General features: G+C 70.1%; 27 protein-coding genes. 8 read left to right on the top strand and 19 right to left on the bottom strand.

The features are described from left to right. Window positions 1-3: 3 nt before the first annotated feature. On the top strand, window positions 4-627 hold the full coding sequence (locus tag ACFO8M_RS23755; RefSeq protein ID WP_387980164.1) for a dienelactone hydrolase family protein: 624 nt from the start codon (window positions 4-6) through the stop codon (window positions 625-627). Here ACFO8M_RS23755 and ACFO8M_RS23750 read toward each other — a convergent pair. From ACFO8M_RS23750 to pdxT, 3 genes are all read right to left on the bottom strand, one after another. Beyond that, the gene (locus tag ACFO8M_RS23750) at window positions 624-1,292 is read right to left on the bottom strand and encodes a phosphoribosyltransferase (RefSeq protein ID WP_387980162.1); all 669 of its coding nucleotides are present in this window, start codon (window positions 1,290-1,292) and stop codon (window positions 624-626) included. The two genes, ACFO8M_RS23755 and ACFO8M_RS23750, sit on opposite strands and share 4 nt — an antisense overlap. Window positions 1,293-1,388: 96 nt before the next feature. Further along, window positions 1,389-2,150: a YebC/PmpR family DNA-binding transcriptional regulator gene (locus tag ACFO8M_RS23745; RefSeq protein WP_387980161.1), complete on the bottom strand. Its 762-nt coding sequence runs from the start codon at window positions 2,148-2,150 to the stop codon at window positions 1,389-1,391. 20 nt (window positions 2,151-2,170) lie between these two features. Next, the gene (gene pdxT / locus ACFO8M_RS23740; RefSeq protein ID WP_387980160.1) at window positions 2,171-2,809 is read right to left on the bottom strand and encodes a pyridoxal 5'-phosphate synthase glutaminase subunit PdxT; all 639 of its coding nucleotides are present in this window, start codon (window positions 2,807-2,809) and stop codon (window positions 2,171-2,173) included. A 161-nt stretch (window positions 2,810-2,970) separates the two neighbouring features. Here pdxT and ACFO8M_RS23735 point away from each other — a divergent pair, with 161 nt between their 5' ends. Beyond that, window positions 2,971-3,402 (top strand): hypothetical protein, encoded by a 432-nt coding sequence (locus tag ACFO8M_RS23735; RefSeq protein ID WP_387980159.1) that lies wholly within the window; start codon window positions 2,971-2,973, stop codon window positions 3,400-3,402. A 48-nt stretch (window positions 3,403-3,450) separates the two neighbouring features. After that, on the top strand, window positions 3,451-4,014 hold the full coding sequence (locus tag ACFO8M_RS23730; RefSeq protein ID WP_387980158.1) for a hypothetical protein: 564 nt from the start codon (window positions 3,451-3,453) through the stop codon (window positions 4,012-4,014). Here ACFO8M_RS23730 and ACFO8M_RS23725 read toward each other — a convergent pair. Continuing rightward, window positions 4,011-4,310, bottom strand: coding sequence for a hypothetical protein (locus ACFO8M_RS23725; RefSeq protein ID WP_387980156.1), 300 nt, complete (start codon window positions 4,308-4,310; stop codon window positions 4,011-4,013). The two genes, ACFO8M_RS23730 and ACFO8M_RS23725, sit on opposite strands and share 4 nt — an antisense overlap. 61 nt (window positions 4,311-4,371) lie before the next feature. Here ACFO8M_RS23725 and ACFO8M_RS23720 point away from each other — a divergent pair, with 61 nt between their 5' ends. Continuing rightward, window positions 4,372-4,794, top strand: a complete 423-nt coding sequence (locus ACFO8M_RS23720) for an SSI family serine proteinase inhibitor (protein WP_387980154.1) — start codon at window positions 4,372-4,374, stop codon at window positions 4,792-4,794. 54 nt (window positions 4,795-4,848) lie between these two features. Here the strand turns inward: ACFO8M_RS23720 and pdxS are convergent, their stop codons facing one another. The 7 genes from pdxS to ACFO8M_RS23685 all read right to left on the bottom strand — a co-directional run bounded on the left by pdxS (window position 4,849) and on the right by ACFO8M_RS23685 (window position 10,365). Beyond that, on the bottom strand, window positions 4,849-5,769 hold the full coding sequence (pdxS, locus tag ACFO8M_RS23715; RefSeq protein WP_387980153.1) for a pyridoxal 5'-phosphate synthase lyase subunit PdxS: 921 nt from the start codon (window positions 5,767-5,769) through the stop codon (window positions 4,849-4,851). Window positions 5,770-5,901: 132 nt separating this feature from the next. Beyond that, the gene (locus ACFO8M_RS23710) at window positions 5,902-6,381 is read right to left on the bottom strand and encodes a hypothetical protein (RefSeq protein ID WP_387980151.1); all 480 of its coding nucleotides are present in this window, start codon (window positions 6,379-6,381) and stop codon (window positions 5,902-5,904) included. A gap of 106 nt (window positions 6,382-6,487) precedes the next feature. After that, window positions 6,488-6,940, bottom strand: coding sequence for an SPW repeat protein (locus tag ACFO8M_RS23705; RefSeq protein WP_387980149.1), 453 nt, complete (start codon window positions 6,938-6,940; stop codon window positions 6,488-6,490). Window positions 6,941-7,059: 119 nt separating this feature from the next. Beyond that, window positions 7,060-8,175: a glycosyltransferase family 4 protein gene (locus tag ACFO8M_RS23700; RefSeq protein ID WP_387980802.1), complete on the bottom strand. Its 1,116-nt coding sequence runs from the start codon at window positions 8,173-8,175 to the stop codon at window positions 7,060-7,062. A 10-nt stretch (window positions 8,176-8,185) separates the two neighbouring features. Next, complete coding sequence (locus tag ACFO8M_RS23695; RefSeq protein WP_387980148.1) at window positions 8,186-9,082, bottom strand: phosphatidylinositol mannoside acyltransferase; 897 nt, start codon at window positions 9,080-9,082, stop codon at window positions 8,186-8,188. Beyond that, on the bottom strand, window positions 9,075-9,704 hold the full coding sequence (gene pgsA / locus ACFO8M_RS23690) for a phosphatidylinositol phosphate synthase (RefSeq protein WP_387980146.1): 630 nt from the start codon (window positions 9,702-9,704) through the stop codon (window positions 9,075-9,077). The genes ACFO8M_RS23695 and pgsA overlap by 8 nt, the downstream gene beginning before the upstream one ends. Window positions 9,705-9,819: 115 nt before the next feature. Continuing rightward, window positions 9,820-10,365, bottom strand: coding sequence for an HIT family protein (locus ACFO8M_RS23685; RefSeq protein ID WP_387980144.1), 546 nt, complete (start codon window positions 10,363-10,365; stop codon window positions 9,820-9,822). 81 nt (window positions 10,366-10,446) lie between these two features. Here ACFO8M_RS23685 and ACFO8M_RS23680 point away from each other — a divergent pair, with 81 nt between their 5' ends. Genes ACFO8M_RS23680 through ACFO8M_RS23670 form a run of 3 tightly spaced genes read left to right on the top strand, consistent with a single transcriptional unit; the run spans window position 10,447 to window position 12,620 of the window. Further along, window positions 10,447-11,940, top strand: a complete 1,494-nt coding sequence (locus tag ACFO8M_RS23680; protein ID WP_387980142.1) for a potassium/proton antiporter — start codon at window positions 10,447-10,449, stop codon at window positions 11,938-11,940. Window positions 11,941-11,985: 45 nt separating this feature from the next. Beyond that, on the top strand, window positions 11,986-12,207 hold the full coding sequence (locus ACFO8M_RS23675) for a type II toxin-antitoxin system VapB family antitoxin (protein WP_387980140.1): 222 nt from the start codon (window positions 11,986-11,988) through the stop codon (window positions 12,205-12,207). Continuing rightward, window positions 12,204-12,620, top strand: coding sequence for a PIN domain-containing protein (locus ACFO8M_RS23670; protein WP_387980139.1), 417 nt, complete (start codon window positions 12,204-12,206; stop codon window positions 12,618-12,620). The genes ACFO8M_RS23675 and ACFO8M_RS23670 overlap by 4 nt, the downstream gene beginning before the upstream one ends. 106 nt (window positions 12,621-12,726) lie before the next feature. Here ACFO8M_RS23670 and thrS read toward each other — a convergent pair whose 3' ends face one another. After that, window positions 12,727-14,748, bottom strand: coding sequence for a threonine--tRNA ligase (gene thrS / locus ACFO8M_RS23665; RefSeq protein WP_387980137.1), 2,022 nt, complete (start codon window positions 14,746-14,748; stop codon window positions 12,727-12,729). Between the two features lie 172 nt (window positions 14,749-14,920). On the opposite strand from thrS, the gene ACFO8M_RS23660 reads away from it, so the two are divergent. Next, complete coding sequence (locus ACFO8M_RS23660; RefSeq protein ID WP_387980135.1) at window positions 14,921-15,355, top strand: MerR family transcriptional regulator; 435 nt, start codon at window positions 14,921-14,923, stop codon at window positions 15,353-15,355. 134 nt (window positions 15,356-15,489) lie between these two features. Here ACFO8M_RS23660 and ACFO8M_RS23655 read toward each other — a convergent pair whose 3' ends face one another. From ACFO8M_RS23655 to ACFO8M_RS23625, 7 genes are all read right to left on the bottom strand, one after another. Beyond that, on the bottom strand, window positions 15,490-16,455 hold the full coding sequence (locus tag ACFO8M_RS23655; RefSeq protein WP_387980133.1) for an NAD(P)H-quinone oxidoreductase: 966 nt from the start codon (window positions 16,453-16,455) through the stop codon (window positions 15,490-15,492). A gap of 101 nt (window positions 16,456-16,556) precedes the next feature. After that, window positions 16,557-17,531: an NAD(P)/FAD-dependent oxidoreductase gene (locus ACFO8M_RS23650; RefSeq protein WP_387980132.1), complete on the bottom strand. Its 975-nt coding sequence runs from the start codon at window positions 17,529-17,531 to the stop codon at window positions 16,557-16,559. A gap of 119 nt (window positions 17,532-17,650) precedes the next feature. Next, a complete protein-coding gene (locus ACFO8M_RS23645; protein WP_387980131.1) occupies window positions 17,651-18,802 on the bottom strand; it encodes an alkaline phosphatase PhoX in 1,152 nt (383 codons plus the stop codon). A gap of 166 nt (window positions 18,803-18,968) precedes the next feature. Continuing rightward, window positions 18,969-22,538, bottom strand: a complete 3,570-nt coding sequence (gene uca / locus ACFO8M_RS23640) for an urea carboxylase (protein ID WP_387980129.1) — start codon at window positions 22,536-22,538, stop codon at window positions 18,969-18,971. 1 nt (window position 22,539) lies between these two features. After that, complete coding sequence (locus ACFO8M_RS23635) at window positions 22,540-23,187, bottom strand: urea amidolyase associated protein UAAP2 (RefSeq protein WP_387980127.1); 648 nt, start codon at window positions 23,185-23,187, stop codon at window positions 22,540-22,542. Then, a complete protein-coding gene (locus ACFO8M_RS23630; RefSeq protein ID WP_387980125.1) occupies window positions 23,184-24,041 on the bottom strand; it encodes an urea amidolyase associated protein UAAP1 in 858 nt (285 codons plus the stop codon). Before ACFO8M_RS23630 ends, ACFO8M_RS23635 begins: the two co-directional genes overlap by 4 nt. 191 nt (window positions 24,042-24,232) lie before the next feature. Next, window positions 24,233-25,744 (bottom strand): sodium:solute symporter family protein, encoded by a 1,512-nt coding sequence (locus ACFO8M_RS23625; RefSeq protein ID WP_387980123.1) that lies wholly within the window; start codon window positions 25,742-25,744, stop codon window positions 24,233-24,235. Window positions 25,745-25,931: the final 187 nt, after the last annotated feature.

Below are 25,931 nucleotides of genomic sequence, written 5' to 3'. Positions count from 1 at the left end.
CCGGTGACCATCCCGGTCGGTCCCGCCGAACTCGAGGGCGAGCTGGTCATACCCGCGGAAGCGCGGGCCGTGGTCCTGTTCGCCCACGGGTCCGGTTCGAGCCGCCACAGTCCCCGCAACCGGTTCGTGGCCGAGCGGCTGCGGCAGGCTGGACTCGGGACGCTCCTGTTCGACCTGCTCACGCCGCTCGAGGCCGACGACCGCGCGAACGTCTTCGACGTCTACATGCTCGCGGACCGCCTGGTGAAGGCCACCCGCTGGCTCCGCGGCGGCCACGCGGACCTGCGATTCGGGTACTTCGGAGCGAGCACCGGAGCCGCCGCGGCGCTCTGGGCCGCGGCGGCTCCGGAAATGAACATCGGCGCGGTGGTGTCCCGCGGCGGCAGGCCGGACCTCGCGGCCGACCGGCTGCCGGAGGTGAGCGCGCCGACGCTGCTCATCGTGGGCGGCTACGACGAGGTCGTGATCGAGCTCAACCAGAAGGCCGAGCACCTGCTCGGCGGGCCGAGCCAGCTGGCGATCGTGCCGGGCGCGACCCATCTGTTCGAGGAGCCGGGGACGCTGAGGGCCGCGGCCGACCTGGCACGCGACTGGTTCACGGAGTACCTGACGCCGGGCGGGCCCTAGAAGGCCGGATCGTCCTGGCCGCTGTCGGCGGCGGCGAGCAGTGCGCGGACCTCGTCGTCGGTGGTCTGGGTGAAGTCCCGGTAGAACTCGCCGACGGCGAGGAAGTGCTCCGGTTCGTGCAGGCAGATCATCGCGTCGACGAGCACGGTCAGCTCACGGCAGGTCGATACCGGCGCCACGGGCACGGCCACGACCACCTCCGCGGGCCCCAGCTCGCGCACGGCCCGCACCGCCGCCCGCATGGTCGTGCCGGTGGCCAGGCCGTCGTCGACGAGCAGGGCCGTCTTGCCGTCCAGGTCCAGTGGCGGCCGGTCGCCCCGGTAAGCCGCCTCACGGCGTTCGAGCTCGACCGTGGCGCGCTCAGCGGCGAGGTCGAAACTCCCGTTGGAGATCCTGAGGCCGTCGACGACCTGGTAGTTCATGACCACCGCGCCACCCGAGGCGATGGCGCCCATCGCCAGCTCCTCCTGGCCGGGCGCACCGATCTTGCGGACGGTGAACACCTCCAGCGGCGCTTCGAGCGCCCGCGCCACCTCGAACGCCACCGGTACACCGCCGCGCACCAATCCCAGGACCACCACGTTCTCGCGTCCTCGGTAGTCCGCCAGCCCCTCGGCCAGCTTTCGTCCGGCGTCGCGCCGGTCGGCGAACACCTGCTTGCCCATATAGCTGAGGTGCCCGCCCGGTCCCGAGGCCAAACCCCTCGCGGGACGGACGACGGGCCCGGAGCGCGTGCTCCGGGCCCGTTCTTCGCCTGTGTCCTATTCCGCGTCGAGCTCCGCGAGGACCTGGTCGGAGATGTCCGCGTTGGTCCACACGTTCTGCACCTCGTCGGAGTCCTCCAGCGCGTCGACCACGCGGATGACCTTGCGGGCGCCGTCGACGTCGACCTCGATGTGCGTGGAGGCCTGGAAGCCGGCCTCGGCGGAGTCGTAGTCGATCCCGGCGTCCTGGAGGGCGGTGCGCACCGCGACCAGGTCGGTCGGCTCGCACAGGACCTCGAAGCCGCCTTCGCCGAGGTCGTTGACCTCTTCGGCGCCGGCGTCGAGGACCGCCATGAGGATGTCGTCCTCGGTGAGCTTCTCGTCGGCCGAGACGATGATGGTCCCCTTGCGGGAGAACATGTAGCCGACCGAGCCGGCCTCGCCGAGCGAGCCGCCGTTGCGCGTCAGCGCCACGCGGACCTCGGCCGCCGCGCGGTTGCGGTTGTCGGTGAGGCACTCGATGAGCACCGCGACGCCGCCCGGTGCATAGCCTTCGTACATGAGCGTCTCGTAGTCGACGCCGCCGCCGTCGAGCCCGCCGCCGCGCTTGACCGCGCGGTCGATGTTGTCGTTGGGGACCGAGCTCTTCTTGGCCTTCTGGATCGCGTCGAAGAGCGTCGGGTTGCCCGTCGGGTCAGGACCACCGGTGCGCGCCGCGACCTCGATGTTCTTGATGAGCTTCGCGAAGATCTTGCCCCGCTTGGCGTCGATCGCGGCCTTCTTGTGCTTGGTCGTCGCCCACTTGGAGTGGCCACTCATACCGGCGTTCCTCGTTCCTCTTACTCGACCGGTCCGGCGTCTGCGCCTCGGACCATATCCACGAAGTACTCGTGCACCCGCGCATCGGAGGTCACCTCCGGGTGGAAGGAGGTGGCCAGGCAAGCGCCCGCACGTACGGCGACGATCCTACCGCCCTGCCCGTCTGCCGAACCCTCGCCGCTGTCGACCCTGCCCAGCACCTCGACCCCGGCGCCGACCCGCTCCACCCAGGGGGCGCGGATGAAAACCGCCCGGAACGGGCCGCCGGCGATCCCGTCGATGCCGATCTCGGTCTCGAACGAGTCCACCTGGCGACCGAAGGCGTTGCGGCGCACCGTCATCGGAATGGCGCCGAACGAGCGCTGGTCGGGGCGGCCGTCGAGCACCTCGTCGGCGAGCATGATCATGCCCGCGCAGGACCCGAACACCGGGAGCCCGGCGTCCAGGCGCTTCTTGACCGGGTCGAACAGGTCGAAGATGTCGAGGAGCTTGCTCATCGTGGTCGACTCCCCGCCGGGGATCACCAGGCCCTCCACGGCGTCGAGCTCCGAAGCGCGGCGCACCGGCACGGCCCGGGCCCCCGCGGCCTCGAGCGCGCGCATGTGGTCGACCACGTCGCCTTGCAGGGCGAGTACGCCGATCTGGGGCACTGGCGTCATCAGAGAACTCCAAAACTTGTGCATCACCGGGCGCCACAAGCGTAATTCCGGTTCGCTCCCGTGCCTACCTGGAAGATCGCCACTGTGACCGAAACCAGGCTGAACTCGGTGGGCGGGTGACGATCCGTTAAAGTCTGCGAGCGAACGTGACGCACCCCTTCATGCCCGGGAGTAAGAAGAAGATGGCGAAGACCTCGAAGCGCAACCCGATGCCCCGCGCCGTTCGGGCCGGACGCAACACCATGTGGATCGAAGCGGCGATCGCCCTCGTCGCGGGCGGCCTCATCGTGCTGCTGCACCACAAGGCGAACGACTTCGTGCCCCCGGCCGCCGTCCACGACGTCTACCGCGCCGCGGCCGGCCTCGGCGCCCTCGCGCTGTTCCTGGTCCTCGCCATCGCCCTCATGCGCTTCCAGTGGCGCATCCTGTGGCTCCTGATCCTGCTCGTCCAGGCCGCCGCCATCGTCGGCCTCGGCTGGCTGCTGTTCACCGGCGGGCTCTACTGGGCGCTGTGCATCGGCCTCGTCATCGTGCCGATTACGATCATGGGAACGCTTACCGAGCGCTTCGCCCGCCGCTGGTTCAACCACTAGGGCGAGCGCCGCGCGGCGATCCGGACGACACCGCTGAAAGGCCACATAATGCTTCCGCAACCGAACTTCGGCCGCGACAAGGGCCCGATCGAGCCTGAGAAGGACGCGAACGGCGAGGGCGCGATGCCCCGCAAGAAGCTCCTCCGGTTGCAGATCGCGATGTGGATCCAGGTGGTGTGCGCCGTGCTCGCCGGCAATCTCCTGGCCATGACCACCATCAGCGCCCGCGGCGCGAGCCTCGCCGATATCAAGGCCAATTACGAGAACCCCGACTTCGTCGGCCCGACAGGGACACCGCAAGGGGACTTCGACTACTACCAGAGCCCCGGCTTCCTGGGGCTGTACCTGACGATCGCGGGCATCACGCTCCTCGCCGCGATCGTCGGGGCCCTGTGCGCGATCCGGTTCAAGTCCCGCCTCAAGGCGGTCCGCTGGTCGGCGGTCGTCGCCACCGCGATCCTGTTCGTCATCGGCATGCTCATGTCCGTCGGGGTCGGGCTCATCGTCGCGCCGTGGGTGTTCGCGTCCGTGTTCGCCCTGTGGTGGCTCTTCGCCAGCGACATCCGCTACTGGCTCAACCGCCGCGGCGGCGACAAGCTCACCGAGGACTAGGAGTCCGACGCGTCGGCGTCGCCGTGCTTCTGGATGTAGTCGATGAAGGCCGCCCGCGCCAGCGGCTCGGCCGAACCCCAGTCCCCCTTCGTGCCCTCGCGCCACATGCTGAGCAGGTCGTCGATGGCCACGCCGATCTCGGAGACGTCGGGGTCGAGGTCCTCGGCTTCGAGTGCGGTCGGGGTGTGCCGGAACAGGTCGATGAAGAACCGCCAGTCGTGGCGCCCGCGCGCCAGCGCGAAGGCGCGTTGCTGGAGGTCGGCGGTGGGGAGCTGATCGAGATCGCTTGCGTTCATGGCCCGATCCTAAAGCGTGTCAAACCGAGCGCGGACGCCTCCCGCTCCTTAGGATCGGGCCATGAAGAAGCTCGCCGCCGGCGCCGCCACCATTGGCGCCGCCGCACTCGTCGCCATGAATCCCACTCCTGCGCAAGCGCTGCCGACACCGGTCGACCACGGTATCGGCGGCAGTGCCGAAGGCCTCGTGTTCCTGGAGGTCGAACGCGGCCAAGGACTCAAGAACGCCGCGATGCTGCTGTGCCCCGACGGGGACGGGCACGACAAGGGCGCCGACGCCTGCGCGCAGCTCACCGCCGCCGGGGGCGATTTCCATGCGCTGCCGGTGGCCGATGGCATCTGCACCAAGGAGTACGACCCGGTGACCTTCCGGGCCGTCGGGTTCTGGGACGGCGAGCTCGTCGTGTTCGAGGAGGAGTACTCGAACTACTGCACCGGGGTCAACGAGACCGGCGGTGCGGTCTTCGACATCGGGAAGCCTTAGGACATGTGAAAGGGGCCCGAGCGCCAACGCTCGGGCCCCTTTTCCATGTCTTGCTTACCAGCCGCGCTTGGCGAGCTTCTGCTCCTCGCTCAAGGTGTCGACGTTGATGCCGACCATGGCCTCGCCCAGGCCGCGCGAGACCTCGGCGATGACCTTCGGGTCGTCGTAGAAGGCGGTGGCCTTGACGATCGCCGCGGCGCGCTTGGCCGGGTCGCCGGACTTGAAGATGCCCGAGCCGACGAAGACGCCCTCGGCGCCCAGCTGCATCATCATGGCCGCGTCGGCGGGGGTGGCGATGCCGCCGGCGGTGAAGAGCACCACCGGGAGCTTGCCGAGCTTGGCGACCTCGGCGACGAGCTCGTACGGGGCGCGCAGGTCCTTGGCGGCGGCGTACAGCTCGGTCGAGTCGAGGTTGGTGAGGCGGCCGATGTCCTGGCGGATCTGTCGCATGTGGCGGGTCGCCTCGACGACGTTGCCGGTGCCGGCCTCGCCCTTGGAGCGGATCATGGCCGCGCCCTCGGCGATGCGGCGCAGGGCCTCGCCGAGGTTGGTCGCGCCGCACACGAACGGCACGTTGTACTGCCACTTGTCGATGTGGTTGGCCTCGTCGGCCGGGGTGAGGACCTCGGACTCGTCCACGTAGTCGACGCCGAGGGACTCCAGGACCGCGGCCTCGGTGAAGTGGCCGATGCGGGCCTTGGCCATCACGGGGATCGAGACGGCCTCGATGATGCCGTCGATCATGTCGGGGTCGGACATGCGCGAGACGCCGCCTTCGCGGCGGATGTCGGCGGGGACGCGTTCGAGCGCCATGACCGCGACGGCCCCGGCGTCCTCGGCGATCCTGGCCTGCTCGGGAGTGACGACGTCCATGATGACGCCGCCTTTCAGCATGTCGGCCATCCCGCGCTTGACGCGGGCGGTCCCGATTTCGGCCTGGGCCTTCTGGGTCTCTGACACGGTCACCGGCTCCATCTGAGGTAGACGTCAACTGCTGGGCAAATCCATGGCGCGCAAGCGTGCCATGAGGGGTGCTGACCTGGCTGATTCTACGCCGCGACCTGCCTCACAGGCCCCTTGATACAAACCGGTCACCGGGGACGCGGTTCACTGTCCCGGGTCCTCGATGTCCCAGTACTCGGGGCGGGGCAGGCGGCGGTGGAGGCGCAGGACGACGGCCATCGGGAGGGAGCGCGAGGCGACGGCGTCGCGCACGAAGTCGGTGTGGATCTGCCGGGCGAGGGCGACACGCCGGTTGGCGGCGTCGAGGTCGTCGGTCCAGATCGGGTTCTGGGCGAGTTCGCGGAGGGCGCGGGTGAGGTCGTTCTCGGCGTACTCGCGCAGTTCGCGCTGGCGCTGGGTGTCGGCGGGGACGGCGACGACGGAGAGGGCGAGGGCGACGACCTCTTCGAAGCCGGGGTTGCCGACGAATTTGAGGACGGTCTCGGCGCGGTCGTCGAGCTTGGTGAGGAGGGCGCCTTCGGCGGCGCGGGCGCGGCGGTGCAGGCGTTCGACTCGGGTGACCGTCCACGTCGCGTACGCGCCGACGACGGCCACGATCGTCACGAGCACAGCCAACCACCACATCGGCCTGATAGTACGGGCATACGGCAACGGGCGTGGCTCCCGGCCACGCGCAAGCGCCCGCAGCCGGTGATCGGCTGCGGGCGCTGTCATGCGGGTTCGGGTGGAATTACATCTCCCCTCCCGATGCTTCGCGGAAGTTGCGGACCTGCCAGGCGGCCATGAGGCCGAGCAGGAAGGTCAGCGCGCCGACCACGATGTTGTTCCAGATGAGGCTCGTCTCCGGGTTCGTGATGAGAACCCATGGCGAGACGGCCAGCCAGATACCGACGGCGCACAATGCCCAGCTCATGCCGTACATGCGCTCGGGGGCAACAGTGAATCCGAGCGCGAGCAGTCCGACCGCGATGCCCACGATCAGGTTGTGCGTGGCAAAGTCCGCCTGCGTGGCCGAGAAACCGACCACCCAGGGGGAGATGATGCAGTACAGACCGACGAGGAAGACTGGCGCGTCGATCATCGCCACGTCCTTCCGGCCCAGCATCCTGTCGTATCGGGCCCGCATCTCATGGACGTCCGGGTGAGCGGTCATCGCTTCACCCTTGTGGGAGATATCGGCCATCCAACTGCCCTCCGTAGGGTCCGCGCGCGTGCGACTGCACGGATTGACGCGAACCGTTCGACCCCAGTATGGACCTTTGCGCACTCTGAGTAAAGAGTCAATCACACGTTTTGTAGGGTTCAGCGGCGTTCGGTGCCCGCTTCGATGGCGGCGCGGTAGACCTCCAGGAGGCGGGAGGCGACCTCAGGCCAGTCGTAGCGCTTGACCCATTCGTTGGCGCGTTCGACGTACGCCGTACGGAGATTCTGGTCGTCGAGGAGGCGGCCGGCCTTGACCGCGAGGTCGGCGGCGTCACCGACGGCGAACAGCTCCCCCGCGTTCCCATCGTCGAGGACGGAGCGGAACGCCTCGATGTCCGAGGCGAGGACGCAGGTCCCGGCGGCCATGGCCTCGGTGAGGATCATGCCGAAGGACTCGCCGCCGGTGTTGGGGGCGACGTAGAGGTCGACACCGGCGAGCATGGAGGCCTTCTCCTCGTCGGGGACGGCGCCGAGGAAGCGGATGCGGCGGGCGATGTCCGGGTCGAGCCCGGCGACGGCCGCTTCGGGGTCGCCGCGGCCGACGACGAGCAGGTGCAGGTCGGGGCGGTCGGCGGCGAGGCGGGCGAAGGCGTCGCGGAGGATCGGGAAGCCCTTGCGCGGCTCGGTGAAGCGGCCCATGAAGCCGATCGTGGGGCCCTCGGGCAAGTCCTGGAGCGGGGCGGCCTTGCGGTAGAGGGCGACCGAGACGCCGTTGGGGATCTCGACGGCGCCGCCGCCGAGGTGCTCGACCTGGACTTTTCGGGCGTAGGGGCTCACGGCGATGCGCGCCGAGAGGTTCTCAAGGACGAGCTGGGCCATGTGCTTGCCGGCGGCGAGCATCCGGGAGCGGGTCATCGCGGTGTGGAAGGTGGCGACGACGGGACAGCGGGCGTTGAGGACCGCGAGGTACGAAAGGCTCAGCGTGAGCGGTTCGTGCACGTGGATGACGTCGAAGTCGCCTTCGGCGCACCATTTGCGCACGCGCGCGGCCGAGCGGGGGCCGAACGCGAGCCGCGCGACGGACCCGTTGTAGGGCACCGCGACGGCCTTGCCGCCGGGGACGACGAAGTCGGGCAGGCCCTCGGTCTCGGTGGCGGGGGCCAGGACCGACACGTCGTGCCCGGCGTCGATGAGGGTCTCGGCGAGGTCGCGAATGTGGAACTGGACCCCGCCGGGGACGTCGAAGGAGTACGGGCTGACGATCCCGATCCGCAAGGACCCCATGTCAGACCGTGCTTTCCCGCGGCGCCTCGAAGTCGGCGGTCCAGAAGCGCTGCAGCATGTGCCAGTCGGTCGGGTGGGCGCGGATGCCCTCTTCGAAGGCCTCCGCCATGCGCTGCGTCGTGCCGGCGACGCGGTCGCGGAAGGAGCCGGTGCCGGTGTCGACGGGCCCGGTGATGTGGCAGACCGCGCGATCGTCCTCGTAGTGGATCGCGGCGGTGAACAGCTCGACCTTGTTGCGGATCGCGAGCAGGGCGGGCCCCGTCGGGAACGTGGTGGCCTCGCCGAAGAACTTGACGTCGGTGCCGCCACGGCCCAGGTCGCGGTCGGCGACGAGCGCTACCACGTGCCCGTCGTCGAGCGCTTCCCCAAGGGCGGCTTGGGGATTGCGGTCGCCGCCGGAGGTAGGGATGATCGTCATGCCGAGGGACTCGCGGTATTCGAGGAAGCGGCGGTAGACCCCTTCGGGCTTGAGGCGCTCGGCGACCGTGGTGAGCCGGTCCTTCGCGACCGCGCCGACCCAGGCCCCGGCGAAGTCCCAGTTCCCGCAGTGCGGCAGCGCCACAATCGATCCCAGGCCCTGCTGGGCGCGCTCGTGGACCGGCTCGTAGCCGTTCATCTCGAACTTGCGCTCGAGGTCGGCGGTGCTCATCGACGGCAGCCGGAACGCCTCGAGCCAGTACCGGGCGTACGAGCGCATCGCCTGGCGGATCAGCTCCTCGCTCGGTTCGCCGTCGACGACGCGGGCGAGGTTCTTGCGCAGCTGGCGGACGCTGCGACCGTCCTTCTTCACGGCCCGGTCGGCGAAGCGGTTCCCCAGTGCCCTCGCGGCGCCCTCGGGAAGGAGCCTGACGCCGCGCCAGGCGGCCAGGTAGGCGAGCTCGGTGAGGCGCTCAGACATCGATGCGCTCCTCGCCCGAGGCGAGCACCGCGCGCGCGAACACCAGGCGCTGCACCACCGTGATCGAGGCGAGCACGGCCAGCAGGCCCATGCCGACCTCCAGGGACCACGGGACGCCCAGGACCTCGACGAGGACCGCCAGCGCGGCGATGATGAGGCGTTCGGGGCGCTCGGCGATGCCCACATTGCATTCGGCGCCGAGGGATTCGGCGCGGGCCTTGACGTACGAGACCATCTGGGAGGCGATGAGCGCCCACAGCGCCAGCGCGGCGCCCACGCCTCGGCCTTCGGCGAGGAGGAAGTAGGCGAGCCCGGCGAAGATCGCGCCGTCGGCGAGGCGGTCGCAAGTGGAGTCGAGGAGTGCGCCGAAACGGCTGGTGGTGCCCTTGACGCGTGCGATCGCGCCGTCGAGCATGTCGGTGAGGACGGACAGCGCCACGACGATGAGGCCCGCGAGCAGGTGGCCCGGCGCGAGCAGCAGGACCGACGCGCCGACGACGACGGCGGTCCCGGTGACGGTGACGGCATTGGCGGACACGCCGACGCGGATGAGGACCTTCGCGGCGGCGTCGACGTAGCGTCGTACGCCCGCACGGCCGGAGGTCCGAAGGAACTTCGCCATGGTCTCCTGTTTTCTCGGCATCGCCCAAGTGGGTGTTAGGGCAAGTGGGTGCGGCCCTCGTCCCCGGATCGGGCCGGAGAGGAGTACTGCTTCGACTCTAACGTTGCCCGGCCGGTCACACCCGCTCCCATGCGGCCGCCAGTTCGGCGCGGGTGTCCTTCAGCAGCTGCGGGAGGGTCTTGGTGCGGCCGATGATGGGCATGAAGTTCGCGTCGCCGCCCCAGCGCGGGACGATGTGCTCGTGCAGGTGCCCGGCGATGCCGGCCCCGGCGACCCGGCCCTGGTTCATGCCGATGTTGAACCCGTGGGCGCCCATGACGGCGCGCAGGACGGTCATGGCGCGCTGCGTGAGCGCGCCCATCTCGGCGATCTCGTCGGTGTCGAGGTCGGTGTAGTCGGGTACGTGCCGGAAGGGCACGACCATGAGGTGGCCGTTGTTGTACGGGTACTTGTTCATGACCACGTACATGGCGGTGCCGCGCGCGACGATGTTGCCGTCGGCGTCGTCGAGCTTCGGGATCTCGCAGAACGGGCAGCCCTCGATGTCCTCGTCATCGCCCGTGGGCTTCCCCTCGCCTTGGATGTAGGTCATGCGGTGCGGGGTCCACAGCCGCTCGTACCCGTCGGGGACGCCGACGCCTTCGCCTTCGCGCTCTTCCACGGGACGATCCTAGGCCACGCTGATGTGAACCGGAAACCCGACGAAAACACCGTGACACGACGTGTCGGTTAAGCTCCGGACGTGACGTTGCCCCAGCTGTACCTCGTAGTGCTGATCGGCTGCGTCACCGTGCTGCTCTCCGTTGCCGCGCTGCGTGCCACGCAGCGGCTGGGGCTTCCCGCGCTGCTGGTGTTCCTCGCGGCGGGGCTCGTTCTCGGTGAGGGCGGCTTGGGGATCGTGTTCGAGGACTTCGAGCTCGCGCAGGCGCTCGGGACGTTCGCGTTGGCGCTCATCCTCATCGAGGGCGGTCTGTCGACCCGTTGGCAGGCGATCCACCGGCAGTTGGCGCCGGCGGGGATGCTGGCGACGCTCGGCGTCGGCGTCTCGGTGACGGTGACGGCGCTGGGGGCGCATTTCCTGCTCGGCTTCGACTGGCAGCTGTCGCTGACGATCGGCGCGGTCGTGGCCTCGACCGATGCCGCGGCGGTGTTCTCGGTGCTGCGCGGGATCGGCCTGCCGAAGCGGCTCAGCGGCACTCTGGAGGCCGAGTCGGGCTTCAACGACGCGCCCGCGGTGATCCTGGTGCTGGCGTTCTCGTCGGCGACCGGGATTCCGGATCCGGCGCATCTGCTCGGGGGCCTGATCTGGGAGCTCGCGGTGGGTTCGGCGATCGGCGTCGCGGTCGGCTTCGGCGGGGCCTGGCTGCTGCGGCGCCTGGCGCTGCCGGTCTCGGGTCTCTATCCCCTGGCGGTCTTCAGCCTGGGGCTGGCCGCGTTCGCGGCGGCCGGTGCGCTGCACGCCTCGGGGTTCATCGCGGCGTACCTGGCGGCGCTGGTCCTCGGCAACTCGCATCTGCCGCACCGGGCGGCGACGCAGTCGTTCGCGACGGGCCTGGGCTGGATGGCGCAGTTGGGCATGTTCGTGATGCTGGGGCTGCTCGCCTCGCCGTCGAGCCTGCTGCAGGCGATCGTGCCGGGCCTGGTGCTCGGGGTGGTGCTCACGCTCGTGGCCCGGCCCCTGGCGGTGTGGCTCTCGTTGCTGCCGTTCAAGTTCACGTTCAAGGAGCAGGTGCTCATGTCGTGGGCGGGCCTGCGCGGGGCGATCCCCATCGTCCTGGCGACGATCCCCCACGCGGCGCATCTGCCTGGCGCGCAGAAGCTCTGGGACATCGTGTTCGTCCTCGTGGTGGTCTTCACGCTCCTGCAGGGGCCGTCGCTGCCGTGGGTGGCGCGCAAGCTGGGTCTCGCGCAGGAGGGGGCCGTGCAGGAGATCGACATCGAGACGGCCCCGCTCGACGCGGTGGACGGCGAGGTCTTGACGATCACGGTCCAGAAGGCCTCGGGCCTGGCCGGCATCAGGATCTTCGAGCTGCGCCTGCCCGAGGGCAGCGCCATCGCCGGAGTTGTCCGGGGAGACAGCCTCTTCGTCCCGGCGAAGGCCGACCGCCTCCGCAGCGGCGACCAGCTCATCGTGGTGACGACCCCGAAGCTCCGCGAAGCGACCGAGCAGCGCCTCACCGCCCTGGCCAGGGCCGGAAGGCTCGCCCGCTGGCTCGGCGAAACCGGCAAGGCCTGATATCCTTTATATAGGGATTATCCATCTCTTATATGAGGAAGTCTCATGACAGTCACGTCACTCGACATCGACGACTCGGCTTTGGAGAAGGTTCTGAAGCTCACCGGCCTGCGCACCAAGAAGGACGCTGTGAATCTCGCCCTGCGGGAGTACGCCGAGCGCCACGAGAAGATCGCCGCATACGAGCGATTCTCCAAGCTCAGCCAGAACTGGAACTACGAGGGCTGGAAGGCACAGCACGACCGGGAGAAAGCCGACCTGGAGTGATCCGCTACCTCATCGACTCCTCGGCGCTCTGGCGCCTGCACCGTGAACCGGAGGCCAACCGCGCGTGGGAAACCGCGGTGGTCTCCGGCACGATCGGGTCGTGCTACCCGCAGCGAACCGAGTTTCGCCGCTCCGCAAAGGGCCGTGACGAATTCGATCAGATGACCGAGATGTTCGCGGGACTGTACCCCGATGTCCCAGTTCCAAAGTCGGCGCCGCGGTGGGTCGAAGCGACGCAGAACCGCCTGATGTCGAAGGGCGGCCACATGGCCCCTTCGCCCGTTGACCTCATTATCGCCGCGACAGCCGCACACCACGGGCTCGTGGTCCTTCACGATGACGACGACTTCGCCACTATCGCCGACGCCGTGAACGATCTGGACCAGCGAAGCGTCTACGACTTCCCCGCGTAGGGCCGGCAGGCCACTACCGCGGTGTGCTCCATGACGTCATTGTCACCCAAAACAGCCGCGCGCCTTGGGAACCAGCTCCGCGGTTCCCAAGGCGCGTCGTGGCGTTCTAGGCCTCTTCGGTTGCGGCCGAGGGGCCTTCGTTCACTCGGGACTTGACGAACTCCTCGACGTGGGCGATGGCCTCGTCGGCGGGGACGCCGTTGCGCTGGCTGCCGTCGCGGTAGCGGAAGGAGACGGTGCCCGCGTTCTGGTCGTCGTCTCCGGCGATGATCATGAACGGGATCTTCTGGAGCTGGGCGTTGCGGACCTTCTTCTGCATGCGGTCGTCCGAGTGGTCGACCTCGCCGCGGATGCCCGCCGCGCGGAGCCTGCCGAAGAACGCCTCGAGGTAGTCGGCGTTCTCGTCGCGGACGGGGATGCCGACGGCCTGCACCGGGGCGAGCCACGCCGGGAACGCGCCCGCGTAGTGCTCGGTCAGGACGCCGAAGAAGCGCTCGATCGAGCCGAAGAGCGCGCGGTGGATCATGACCGGCTGCTTGCGGGTGCCGTCCGCCGCCGAGTACTCCAGGTTGAAGCGCACGGGCTGGTTGAAGTCCAGTTGGATGGTCGACATCTGCCAGGTCCGGCCGATCGCGTCCCGCGCCTGCACCGAGATCTTCGGGCCGTAGAAGGCCGCGCCGCCCGGGTCCGGGACCAGGTCGAGCCCGGACTCCTCGGCGACCTGCCGCAAGGTGGCGGTCGCGGAGTCCCACAGCTCGTCGTCGCCGATGAACTTGTCCGAGTCGCCCTTGGTGGAGAGCTCCAGGTAGAAGTCGTTGAGCCCGTAGTCGCGCAGCAGCTGCAGCACGAACTCGAGCAGGCTCTTGATCTCGCCCGGCGCCTGCTCCTCGGTGCAGTAGATGTGCGCGTCGTCCTGGGTCAGGCCGCGGACGCGGGTGAGGCCGTGGACGACGCCCGACTTCTCGTAGCGGTACACGGTCCCGAACTCCGACAGGCGCAGCGGCAGCTCCCGGTAGGAGCGCCCCCGCGAACGGAAGATCAGGTTGTGCATCGGGCAGTTCATGGCCTTGAGGTAGTAGCTCGCGCCTTCGAGCTCCATCGGCGGGAACATGGTGTCCGCGTAATACGGGAGGTGCCCCGAGGTGTGGAACAAGTGCTCCTTGGTGATGTGCGGGGTGTTGACCACCTCGTACCCGGCCTCGCGCTGGCGTTCGCGCAGGTAGGACTCCATCTCGTGCCGGATGATGCCGCCCTTGGGGTGGAACACCGGGAGCCCGGATCCGAGCTCGTCGGGGAACGAGAAGAGGTCGAGCTGCTGCCCGAGCTTGCGGTGGTCGCGCTTCTCGGCCTCGGCCAGGCGCGCGAGGTAGTCCTTCTGGTCCTGCACGGTGGCCCAGGCGGTGCCGTAGATGCGCTGGAGCTGCGGGTTCTTCTCCGAGCCCATCCAGTACGCGGCGGCCGAGCGCATGAGCTTGACCGAACCGATGAGCTTGGTCGACGGCAGGTGCGGGCCCCGGCAGAGGTCGGACCAGACCTTCTCGCCGGTGCGGTCGTGGTTGTCGTACGCGGTGAGCTCGCCGCCGCCGACCTCCATGATCTCGTCGGCGTCGGTGCCCTCGCCCTTGGTCTCGATGAGCTCGAGCTTGTACGGCTCGTTCGCGAGTTCGGCGCGGGCCTCGTCGAGGGACGCGAACTTGCGGCGGTGGAAGGTCTGCCCCTGCTTGATGATCTGGAGCATGCGCTTCTCGACGGCCTTGAGGTCGTCGGGGTTGAACGGCTCCTCGACGTCGAAGTCGTAGTAGAACCCGTCGGTGATCGGCGGGCCGATGCCGAGCTTGGCCTGGTGCAGCTCCTGCACCGCCTGCGCCATGACGTGCGCGGCGGAGTGGCGCATGACGTTGAGCCCGTCGGGGCTGTTCAGCGGCACGGGCTCGACCTTGGTGTCGGCCTCGGGCGACCAGGCGAGGTCGCGCAGCTGGCCCTCGGCGTCGCGGACGACGACGATCGCGTTCGGGCCGTGGGCGGGGAGGCCGGCCTCGGCGACCGCTTCAGCGCACGTGGTGCCAGCAGTGACCCACAGCGGTTCGATGACGGCTGGGTTGCTGTGGTTCGGCGCTGCGGGTGCCACGGTTCTCCTCGTTCGGTGCTGGTCATCGGAGTTCCCGATGTCGGATAACGGGTCCATGGTAGTAGCCGCGGCGTTGTGGACTCCATCGCATTAGTCTCCGCGTGAGCGTGTCCGAGATTCCTTCGGGCCCGGACTTGACCTTGGTCCTGACACCAAGGTTTACCGTCGAGGCATGACCGCAGCAACCGTCGCCCTGACCATCGGCAAGCTCGCCGAGGAGGTGGGCGTCTCCACCGACACGATCCGCCACTGGGAGCGCGAGGGCCTGTTCCCCGCGCCTGAGCGCACTGCGACCGGATACCGCCAGTACGGGACGGTCGCGCTCGACCGGGCCCGGTTCATCCGGGCGTGCCAGAGGGCCGGGCTGCGCCTGGCCGACATCGCGGACCTCCTCGCGGTGCGCGACACGGGCTCGTGCCCGTGCGAGCCGGCCGGGCAGCACCTGGAGCGGCGCATCGGCGAGATCACCGCCGAGATCGCGCGGCTGGAAGGGCTGCGAACGCAGCTGACGAACATGCTTCGGGCGGTCGACGCGGGCACGTGCGACCCGCCGCTGCCCGAGAACTGGTGTCCCCCGATTGCTTCACAAGGAGGTGAGTGCCAATGAACACGACCGAGGAGTGCTGCACCTGCTGCAATGACACAGCATGCGACTGCGGCGGCCAGGACTGCTGCCACGGCTGCTGCGAGAAGTAGCTTCGCCCTGCGACGGCCCGCCGATGCGATCGGCGGGCCGTCGCGCTATTTGGCGGTGAGCACGATCTTGCCGAAGTGGCCGCCCGCGCCCATGAGCCGGTGGGCCTCGGCGGCCTCGGCGAGCGGGAGGCGGGTGGTCACGACCGGCTCGATCTCGCCGGTGTCGAGGGCGGGCCAGACGCGGTCGAAGGCCTCGGCGAGGATCTGGCGGCGCTGCTCGAGCGGGCGGGCGCGCAGGGTCGTGCCGGTGATGGTGGCGCGCTTGGCGAGCAGGCCGCCGAGGTGGATCTGCGCGGCGTTGCCCTGCTGGAGGCCGATGATCGCGAGCCGCCCGTCCTGGGCGAGCGCCTTGAGGTTCGGCTCGAAGTAGGCCGCGCCGATGACGTCGAGGATGGCGTCCGCGCCGCCGGCTTCCATGGCCAGCGCGGCGAAGTCCTCGTTGCGGTAGTCGATGACGCGGTCGGCGCCGAGGGCCTGCAGTTTCTTGGTCCATTCGCCGCGGGCGGTCGTCCAAGTCTCGGCGCCGGCGAGTTTCTTGGCGAACTGGATCGCGAAGGTGCCGATGCCGCCGGCGCCGCCGTGGACGAGGACGCGGCGTTTGCTGCCCGCGTCCTCGCGGAGCAGGTAGCCGAGGTTGGAGTAGACGGTCGCTGCGGCTTCGGGGAGGCCCGCGGCGTCGACGAGGTCGACGTTCTCGGGTTTGGGCAGGACGAGTCCGGCGTCGACGGTGACGTACTGGGCGTAGCCGCCGCCGGGGAGCAGGGCGCAGACTTCGGCGCCGAGGAAGGTGGCGTTGTCGCTGCTGCCGACGTTGACGATGGTGCCGGAGACTTCGAGTCCGGGCCAGGCGGGGGCGCCGGGCGGGCTCGGGTAGTGGCCGGCTACTTGGAGGAGGTCGGCGCGGTTGACGCCGGCGGCGGCGACTTCGATGAGGACCTCATCGGGGCCGGGTGCGGGTTCGGGCACCTGGGCGGCGGCGAGGCGGCCGTCCGCGACGGTCATGGCAAGCATCCCCGCATAGTATGACTGTGGCCGGAGGCCGTGGCGTCATACCCGACAGTACGTCTCGTTAATCCCAATTGGATTCACGGATTTTATTGTGCCGCAACGGATCACGGATTTTCGCTGGAGTGTCCAGGGAAGAGGTGCGCATCGGGGTCGATCGCGACCGCGGCGTTGTTGACGGCGGTTGCGGCCTCGCCGAAGCCCGTGGCGATGAGTTTGACCTTGCCGGGGTACGCCGCGATGTCGCCCGCGGCGTAGACGCGCGGCAGGTTGGTGGCCATCGTGGAGTCCACGACGATGGTGCGGCGGTCGAGGTCGAGGCCCCACTCCCCCAGCGGCCCGAGGTCGGCGGTGAAGCCGAGGGCCGCCACGATCGCGTCGGCGGGAAGCGTCTTGGACCCTTCGTCTTTCACGTCGATGTCGACACCGGTCACGAACTCGGTGCCGTGGATGGCGGTGACCTGGGCGTTCACGATGACGGGCACGCCGAGGCCGCGGACCCGCTCCACACTGGCCTGGTGGGCGCGGAACTTCTCGCGGCGGTGCACGATCGTGATGGAGCGGGCGATGCCCTGGAGCGCGAGCGCCCAGTCGAAGGCGGAGTCGCCGCCGCCGACGATCACCACGTCCTGCCCGGCGTGGGCGGCGAGCTCGGGGACGAAGTAGACGATGCCGGCGCCGTGGAAGTCCTCGGCGGCGGGCAGCGGCCGGGGCGCGAAGCTGCCGAGGCCACCGGTGACCAGCACGGCCTCGGTCTCGATGCGGGTGCCGTCGGCGAGGTCCAGGACGGGCTTGCCGTCGCGGTGCTCCAGCTTGGTCGCCTGGCGGTCGAGCAGGTAGAGCGGCTCGAACGGGGCGGCCTGGCGCAGCAGGTTCTCCACGAGGTCGCGGCCCTTGATCTCGGGGAAGCCCGCGACGTCGAAGATCTGCTTCTCGGGGTACATGGCGGTGATCTGGCCGCCCGCTTCGGGAAGCGCGTCGAGGACCGCGGTCCTCAGGCCGCGGAAGCCCGCGTAATAGGCGGCGAAGAGGCCGGTGGGGCCGGCGCCGACGATCGCGAGGTCGACGGTGAGGACGGACATTGGCGACCACCGACTCCATTGTTGGCTCAGCGCTGTCGGGATGCAGCTCTGGACATCCTAGCCATCTGGAGGCCTCCGTGGGGCTTCGCGGAGCCTGCGCTCCGCGAAGCCCCTTCAGGCTAGCTGCGGAAGGGACCGGTGACTTCGAACGTCATGCCGCCCGAGCTGGAGCCGGTGGTGCCGCGCTGGGACGAGAAGTAGAGGCGGTTCCCGGCCGGATTGAACGCCGGGCCGGTGATCTCGGAGGAGCCGTGGCCCGAGAGGCGCAGGAACGGCGCCACGATGTCGTCGGGCGTGATGATGCAGATCTCCTGGTTGCCGCCGTCCTCGGCGACGAACAGGTCGCCGCTGGCGGTGGCGCCGGTGATGTTGTCGACGCCGGACAGCGGCGGGTTGGGCGTGAGGTTGTCGTCGTAGGCGATGACGATCGTGTTGTTGACCGCGTCGTAGGCCCAGACCCGGTTGTCTCCCTTCGTGGTGAAGAAGCAGACGCCCTCAGCGTAGTAGCACCCCTCGCCGCCGTTGAAGCGCTTGGTGTTCGCGACCTGGTTGCGGGTGGCCGTGGGCGAGCCGTCGGGATCGGGCACGGTCCTCCAGGTGAGGGCCCCGCCGGACTCGGTGAGGACCTCCAGCGTCCCGGAGGAGAGGTCCCCCCAGGTGGTGGGCTTGAAGCGGTAGAACGCGCCGTCGGAGACGTCCTCGGTCTGGTAGACGACCTTCCGGTCGGGGTCGCAGGCGGCGGCCTCCTTCTTGAAGCGGCCCATGGCGTCGCGCCGCACCGCCGCGTTGACGCCGAAGGGGTCGGTCTCGTAGGTGTAGCCGAGGTCGATCTCCTCGCAGGAGAGCCAGGTCTGCCACGGGGTGGCGCCGCCCGCGCAGTTCCTGCGGGTGCCGGTGAGGGTGCGGTAGGCGTCGATGACGTTGCCGCTGGCGTCGAAGCGCAGCGCACCGGCGCCGCCGGCGGGGGCGGACAGCTCGGCGTTGGAGGTGTAGATCCAGCCCGTCCCGTCGGCGTAGCAGGCGCCGCCGTCGGGGGCGCCGTGCCAGGTGTAGGAGGTGCCGGGCACGGTCTGGGAGGAGCGGGCGACGATGCGGGAGGTGAAGCCCTGCGGGAGCAGCACGCCGTTGGCGTCGGCCGATTGGAGCGAGCCGTAGGGGCTCGGTCCGGTCTGGACGGGGTAGGCGGCGAAGGAGGGGCGGGTCATCGTGAAGCCGAAGGCGACGGAGCCGGTGCCGACGACGGCGGCTCGCAGTACGTTGCGTCGATGCATGAGGCGGTTCCTTTGCGGGCGAACTGATGGGAGGGATCGCTTGCCCACACACCGTATGGAATCGCGGCCGCTCGGCGTGGCAACTCGACGAGGCGGATCGGTGATGTCTCGATGACCGTGATGTGAACGCCGCTCGCGCACAGCCCTGTTGCCGCAGCGTGCGGCCTCAGATCGGCTCCAGCACCGCCAGCGGGCTCCCTTGGGCGACCAGGTCACCGGGGCCCGCGAGGATCTTCAGGACCCGGCCGGCCTGCGGAGCGAGCACCGGGGTCTCCATCTTCATCGCCTCCAGGACGAACAGCGGGTCGCCGGCCTCGACCTCCCGCCCGGGCTCGGCCAGGGCCTTCCAGACGGCGGCTGCCAGCGGCGCGGCCACCACGGCGCCGCCCGGCGGGGCCGTCACGTCCTCGGTCTCGACCGGTGGCGGCTCGGCCTGCTGGCGGTCGAACTCGCCCGAGGCCTCCCAGGCGGCGCGTTCGGCCGAGAACGCCTCCGATTGGCGCGCTTTGAAAGCGGTGATGCCTTCGGCGTTGGACTCGAGGAAGCGGCGGTAGTCGCTGTACCGGAACTCGCCCTCCGCGGTCCTGGGGACGAAGCGGCCCGCGTCCATCTCGGCCCGCAGCTCCCCCAGTTCACCGGTGTCGACCGGGTACCAGCGGATCCGGTCGAAGAAGCGCAGCAGCCACGGTTTGCCCTCGGTGAAGGGGCCGCGCTGGCGGTGGGTGTTCCAGACCTGCACGGTGCGGCCGACGAACTGGTACCCGCCGGGGCCCTCCATGCCGTAGATGCACAGGTAGGCCCCGCCGATGCCGACCGCGTTCTGCGGCGTCCAGGTGCGCGCCGGGTTGTACTTGGTGGTGACGAGCCGGTGCCGCGGGTCGAGCGGGGTCGCCACGGGCGCACCGAGGTAGACGTCGCCGAGGCCGAGCACCATGTACTCCGCGTCGAAGACCGTGCGGTACACGTCGTCCACGCTGTCCAGGCCGTTCATGCGGCGGATGAACTCGATGTTCCAGGGGCACCAGGGCGCGTCGTCGCGCACGCCGTTCATGTACCGGTCGATCGCCTCGCGGGTGGCCGGGTCGTCCCAGGACAGCGGCAGCCAGACCTCGCGGCTCGGCACGGCGAGCTCCTCGGTCGACGGCAGCGTGGATTCGATTGCTGTCAGTTGATCGACGAGCGCGGACTGGCTCAGGCGGGCCGGATCGAAGTGGACTTGGAGGCTGCGCACGCCCGGCGTCAGGTCGAGCAGCACCGCGTCGTCGAACCGCGCCTCGACGGCCTCGGCGAGGGCGTGTACGCGCATCCGCAGGGCCAGGTCGAGAAGGTTGGGCCCGTACTCGATCAGGACGTTGTCGTCGCCCGAGCGGCGGTAGGCGACCGCCGGGGCGTCCGGCCGGGCTGCGAGCCGGTCCAGGACGCCGCCGTCCGCGACAGAGGCGCGGTCGGGGGCCGGGGCGAGCGCGGGGCGCCGCCGGGCGGCGGGGACAGCTGCGTCGCTGACGGGGACGAAGTTCACGGTGTCGCCGGGGCGCAGCTGCCCGAGCCGCCAGCGGTGCGCCGCGATCACCGTTGCGGGGCAGACGAATCCGCCCAGGCTCGGCCCGTCGGGTCCGAGCAGGACCGGCATGTCGCCGGTGAAGTCGACCGCGCCGATCGCGTACGCGTTGTCGTGGATGTTCGAGGGGTGGAGGCCCGCCTCACCGCCGTCCGGGCGGGCCCAGCGCGGCTTCGGCCCGGTGAGGCGCACCCCGGTGCGGGCGGAGTTGAAGTGGACTTCCCAACGGGCGCTGTAGAAGTCGTCCATGTCCTCGCGAGTGAAGAACTCGGGGGCGGCGTGCGGACCCTCCACCACGGGCAGCTCCCAAGTGTTCGTGAAGCGGGGCCGGTCCGCTTCGGGCACCGGGCCGGGCGCCTTCGGCCCGGCGGGAGCCGCGCGCAGCACGTCCCCGGGCTTGAGCGCGGCCCCGGTGAGGCCGCCGATCTCGCCGAGGGTGAACGTGGCGGCCGAACCGAGGTAGAGCGGCACGTCGAGGCCGCCTCGCACGAGCAGGTACGTGCGGATGCCGGCGGCCTCGGGCGCGCCGATGGCGAGTTCGGCGCCGGCGGGGACGGTGAACGGCTCCCATTGCGGTGCAGGCGCACCGCCGGCCGTGACCGGTGCCGGAGCGCCGGTCACGCACACGGTGGTGTCATGGCTGAACCGCAGTGCGGGTCCCTGGGCGACGCATTCGAGGCCGGGGGCGCCTTCGGGGTTGCCGAGGGCGCGGTTGCCGAGCCGGAACGACAGGTCGTCCATGGGGCCTGAGGGCGGCAGGCCCACCTGCCAGTAGCCGGTGCGGCCGGGCCAGTCCTGGACCGTGGTCTGCGTGCCCGCCGCGAGGACGTCGATGCGGGGGCGCGGGTCGTGCACGTCGGCGAGGGTGGCGGTGGTGTGCCGCGCAGCGGCGAAGTCGGGGTGGGCGAGGGCGGCGGCGAGCTGGCCCTGGTTGGTCTCGACCCCGGCGATCCGCAACTCCCCCAAGGCCTTCGCGGCCGTGGCGATGGCGTCGGCGCGAGTGGGCCCGTGGCTGATGAGCTTGGCGATCATCGGGTCGTAGTGCGGTCCGACCTCGGTCCCGGCCCCGATCCAGGCGTCCGTGCGCACGCCTGACGGGAGCGTGAGGTGGGTGACGGTGCCGGTGGAGGGCCGGTGCCCTTGGGCGGGGTCCTCGGCGTACAGGCGGGTCTGCACAGCGTGCCCGCTCGCCCGCAGCGGCCGCCGCATCGGGGCGGCGTCGCCTTGGGCGAGGCGGAGCATCCACTCCACAAGGTCGACGCCGAAGACCGCTTCGGTGACGGGGTGCTCGACCTGGAGCCGGGTGTTCACCTCGAGGAAGGCGACCTCCTCGCGCTCGGTGTCGTAGAGGAACTCGACGGTGCCCGCGGAGCGGTACCGCACGTCGGCGCAGAGCCTTCGGGCCGCTTCCTGGTAGCGCTCGCGGAGGTGGTCCGGGACGTCGGGCGCGGGGGCCTCCTCGATCACCTTCTGGTTGCGGCGCTGGAGGGTGCAGTCCCGGTCGCCGAGGACGGCGACCTGGCCGAGGCCGTCGCCGAAGACCTGCGCCTCGACGTGCCGGGCGCGGCGCACGAGCCGTTCGAGGAAGAGCCCGGCGTCGCCGAAGCCGCTCTCGGCGAGGCGCTTGACGCTGCCCCAGGCCTCGCGCAGTTCGGCCGGGTTCGCGGCGGGGCGCATGCCGATGCCGCCGCCGCCCCCGGTCGCCTTGAGCATCACGGGGTAGCCGATGCGGTCGGCTTCGGCGAGCGCGTGCGCCACGTCCTCCAACAGGCCGGTCCCGGCTAGCAGCGGGACACCTGCGGCTTCGGCGGCGGCGCGCGCGGTGTGCTTGGCGCCGAACAGTTCCAGGTGTTCGGGGGTGGGGCCGACGAAGGCGATCCCGGCGTCCTCGACGGCCCGCGCGAAACCGGCATTCTCGGAGAGGAACCCGTACCCGGGGTGGATCGCGCCCGATCCGGTCGCCGCGGCGGCCTCCAGGATCGCCTCGGGCCGCAGGTAGGAGTCGGCGGGGGCCGGGCCGCCGATGCGCACCGCCGTGTCGGCGGCGTCCACGTGCGCGGCGGCCCGGTCGGCGTCGGAGTAGACGGCGACTGTCTTGAGGCCCATGCGCTTCGCGGTCGCGATGAGGCGCACGGCGATCTCGCCGCGGTTGGCGATCAGGAGGGTGTCGAAGGACAAGTCAGGACTCCGCTCTCGCCGACGCTTGCGAGGCGTCGACTTGTGCACTGACGGCGACGCGGATGGCGGTTGGGTTGAACGCGTTGCACGGGTTGTTGATCTGGGGGCAGTTGGAGATGAGGGCGATGACGTCCCGCTCGGCGCGCAGGGCGACTTCGAGGCCTGGCGCGGAGATGCCGTCCACGATGCCCAGGCAGCCGTCGTCCTCGACGGGCACGTTCATGAACCAGTTGATGTTGCCGGTCATGTCGCGTTTGCCCAGGCCCCATTTGGCGCCCTCGTGGAGGAAGTTCTCGACGCAGGCGTGCTGGGCCCAGGTCTGGTGGCCGTAGCGGAGGGTGTTGGACTCCTTGGAGCAGGCGCCGCCGATGGTGTCGTGGCGGCCGCAGTTGTCGGCCGTCACCGTCGCAAGGGGACGGTGTTCGACGTCGCGGAGGACCGAGCCGGTGGTGAGGAACAGCTCCCCGGCGGCGGCGATGGTGTTCTGGGCGCTGTAGCGGAGGGTGGTGTCGGCGGCGTCGAAGAGGAGGAAGTCGACGGCCTGGTTGCCTTCGAGGTCGGTGATCCGGAGGGTCTGCCCGGCTGCGATGAAGCCAGACCAGGGGGCGCGGGCGTCGACGACGTGCTCGGTGAGGGTCTTGGCGGTCATGCGGCTCCGATCCGGGCGGTGGTGTTGACGAGGGCGCGGCGGCCCTCCGGGGTGGCGTCCCAGCGGGCGTCGCCGGGGGCGGTGGGGCGTTCGCGCCAGGCGAGGACGCGGACCGGGGAGGCGGTGTAGTCCTCGCGCGGGTCGAGGGCGTGCGGGGCGTTGGCGAGCAGGATCAGGAGCGGGGCCTCCGCGAGCAGGCGCACCCTCCGGCCGGGTCCGGCGCCGCCCTGCCAGTGCAGGCGGCCGTCCTCGTCAGCCTTGAGGCCCTTGAAGAGCCCGATGGTCGCCGGGAGGTCGCGGGCGGTGAGGTCGTGTTTGGCGGCGGCCAGTTTGAGCAGTTCGCGGGCGGCCGGAGTCGGGCCCCACGGCGTGCCGTCGCCGTAGCGCTCCTCGTTCTGGACCGCTGTGGGCGCGCCGCAGAAGGCGTCGTGGCGGCCCGATTCGTCGAGGACCAGGCTCGCCAGCGCGCGGCCCTGGTCGGAGAGCAGCAGGCTGTCCTGGCCGAGGTAGGCGTTCCACTGGACTTTGACGGTGTCGGCGACGCAGAGGCGTTCCCAGGGGCTTCCGGCCCAGGCGAGGGCGAGGTGGACGCAGGCGTCGCCGTCGAGGTCGGTGAGCTCGACGACCGTACCGGGGGCGACGACCTGGTGGGCGTAGCCGCCGCCTGCGACGGTCTCGGCCCAGAGGAGGTTCGCAGGCTCGATGCCGGCCGGGGTGTGGCGGTATTCGGTGGCGGGGACCCAGGCGCGTTCGGTGGCCGCGGCGGCGGCCTCTTGCGCGCGGGCGTGGTCGCGCGCGGCGTAGGTGCTGCCGGTGGCCGACGGTTCGGCTTGCGGTTCAGGGGTTTCGGTCATGGAGGCCTCCGCTCCGATCAATTTCTGTCGCTTGATAGAAATTAACTTCGCGAGTGTTCAAGGCGGTGACTTTCGCGTTTCGGCTTGATTGCGTCGATCGCACAACCGGGTCAGGGTCCGCAAGCTGAGAACAGCAAGCGGGCTCCCGCGAGCGGCCGGTGGGGCCGTTCGCGGGAGCCCGTTTGCGGTTCTCAGGCTTTCGCGGCCACCGGCTCGAGCACGCTCGGTGTGGCCGGTGCGGCGGCGCGGTAGGCCTTGGCGGGGCGCACCATCGCGACCGCGACGTAGGCGGCTGCGCCCGCCACGAACGCGATGAAGGTCGGCCAGCCGTCGAAGGACGCGGTGAACACGTCGTTGTCGAAGTACAGCAGGTCGTTCGGGACGCCGTACGCCGTCGGGGTGAGGGCGAACAGCACCAGGCGGACCGTGAAGCCCACCGCGATCGCGGCCGCCGCCGAGGCCGCCCCGCCGCGCTTCCACCAGTGCCCCAGGGCGAACGGCACGACCAGGCCCGCGAGCATGAGGTCGAAGGCGAGGGTGAGCAGGATACCGGTCTGCGGCACCCGCACCGCCACGAGGACGGCCAGACCCACGATCGGGAACATCGCGATGCGGCTGGCCCGCAGGAGCGGGTCCTTCCCGGCGCCGAAGATCTTCAGCTCGGGGAGCTTCCCGCCGTCGGTCTCGCGAATCCCTGCGATGTTGCGGGCCGCCACGGCGCCGGTGCCGAGGATCGCGCCGTTGGCCGTCGAGCACGAGGCGGCCACGATCGCGGCCAGGACCATCATCGCCAGCCAGGCCGGGGCGTGGTCCTCCAGCAGCGTGAACAGCACCGCGGAGCCCGCGTCGGGGCCGACGATGTCGACCGCGGAGAGGGCCACGTAGGTGAAGGGCACGCCGATCAGGAGGGTCCCGGCCGCGCCGAGGAAGCAGGCCCGGCGGGCGACCGACGGGCTCTTGGCGGAGAAGATCCGCTGCATGAAGTCGATGGCCACGATGTCGCCGACGCCGAGGGCGATCAGGGTCGCCCAGTTGACCGGGGCGCCTTGGGCGGGGTCGGTGAGCTGCCCGAGGTCGAAGGCCCCCATGCCTTCCGGGACGGTGATCCCGTGCGTCAAGGCCACCCACGTGAACAGGGAGGCGGTGCCGGCGACGGTGATGACCATCTGGGCGGCGGCGGTGTACGAGTCGGAGAACATGCCGCCCGCCACGGTGTACGTCATGACGACCGCGACGATGAGGAGGACGCCGAGGGTGTAGTCGATGCCGAGGAAATGCTCGAACAGGAAGCCGCCCGCGACGAGGTTCCCCGCGAGCAGGAGCACGTACGCCCCGATCATCGCGACCGAGGCGGCCAGTTCGATCCGGCGTCCGTACCGGCGGGCGTACCAGTCCGGGAGCGTCAGGAGTTTGGCGGCGTTCATGCGGCGGGCGAAGAGCAGGCCGGTGAGGAGCAGGCACAGTGCCAGTCCGATGGGCAGGCTGGCCCCGGCCCAGAAGCCGAAGCCGTAGGCGAGGTCGGTGTTGCCGAGGGTGGCGTTGGAGTCCACCGCCTGGGCCATGAGCCCGGCGGTGACGAGCGGGACGCCGAGCGTGCGGCCCGCGACGAGGTAGCGGCCGGAGTCGCCTTCCACCTTTCGCGACACCACGAGGCCGATGACCAGGACGACGACGATTGAGAGCCCTACACCGAGGAGTATCATCGGGCACCTTCCGGGGTTGATTTCTATCAGGCGATAGAAATAAATCGCCCCGGGATTTCGATCAACTGACAGAATTTATTTCACCGGCATGAACACCCCCGCACAACGGCAATAAGCGATTACCGAACGTACGCCCGGCACCGCGCTCGCGTCCGGATTGAAAGCCCGCGAACTAGACTGGTGCGCG

The organism is Glycomyces rhizosphaerae, from assembly GCF_042647865.1.
Classification (GTDB): Bacteria; Actinomycetota; Actinomycetes; order Mycobacteriales; family Micromonosporaceae; genus Glycomyces; species Glycomyces rhizosphaerae.
The sequence above is the reverse complement of the archived record's forward strand: the minus strand, read 5'-3'. Positions and strand labels throughout refer to the sequence as shown.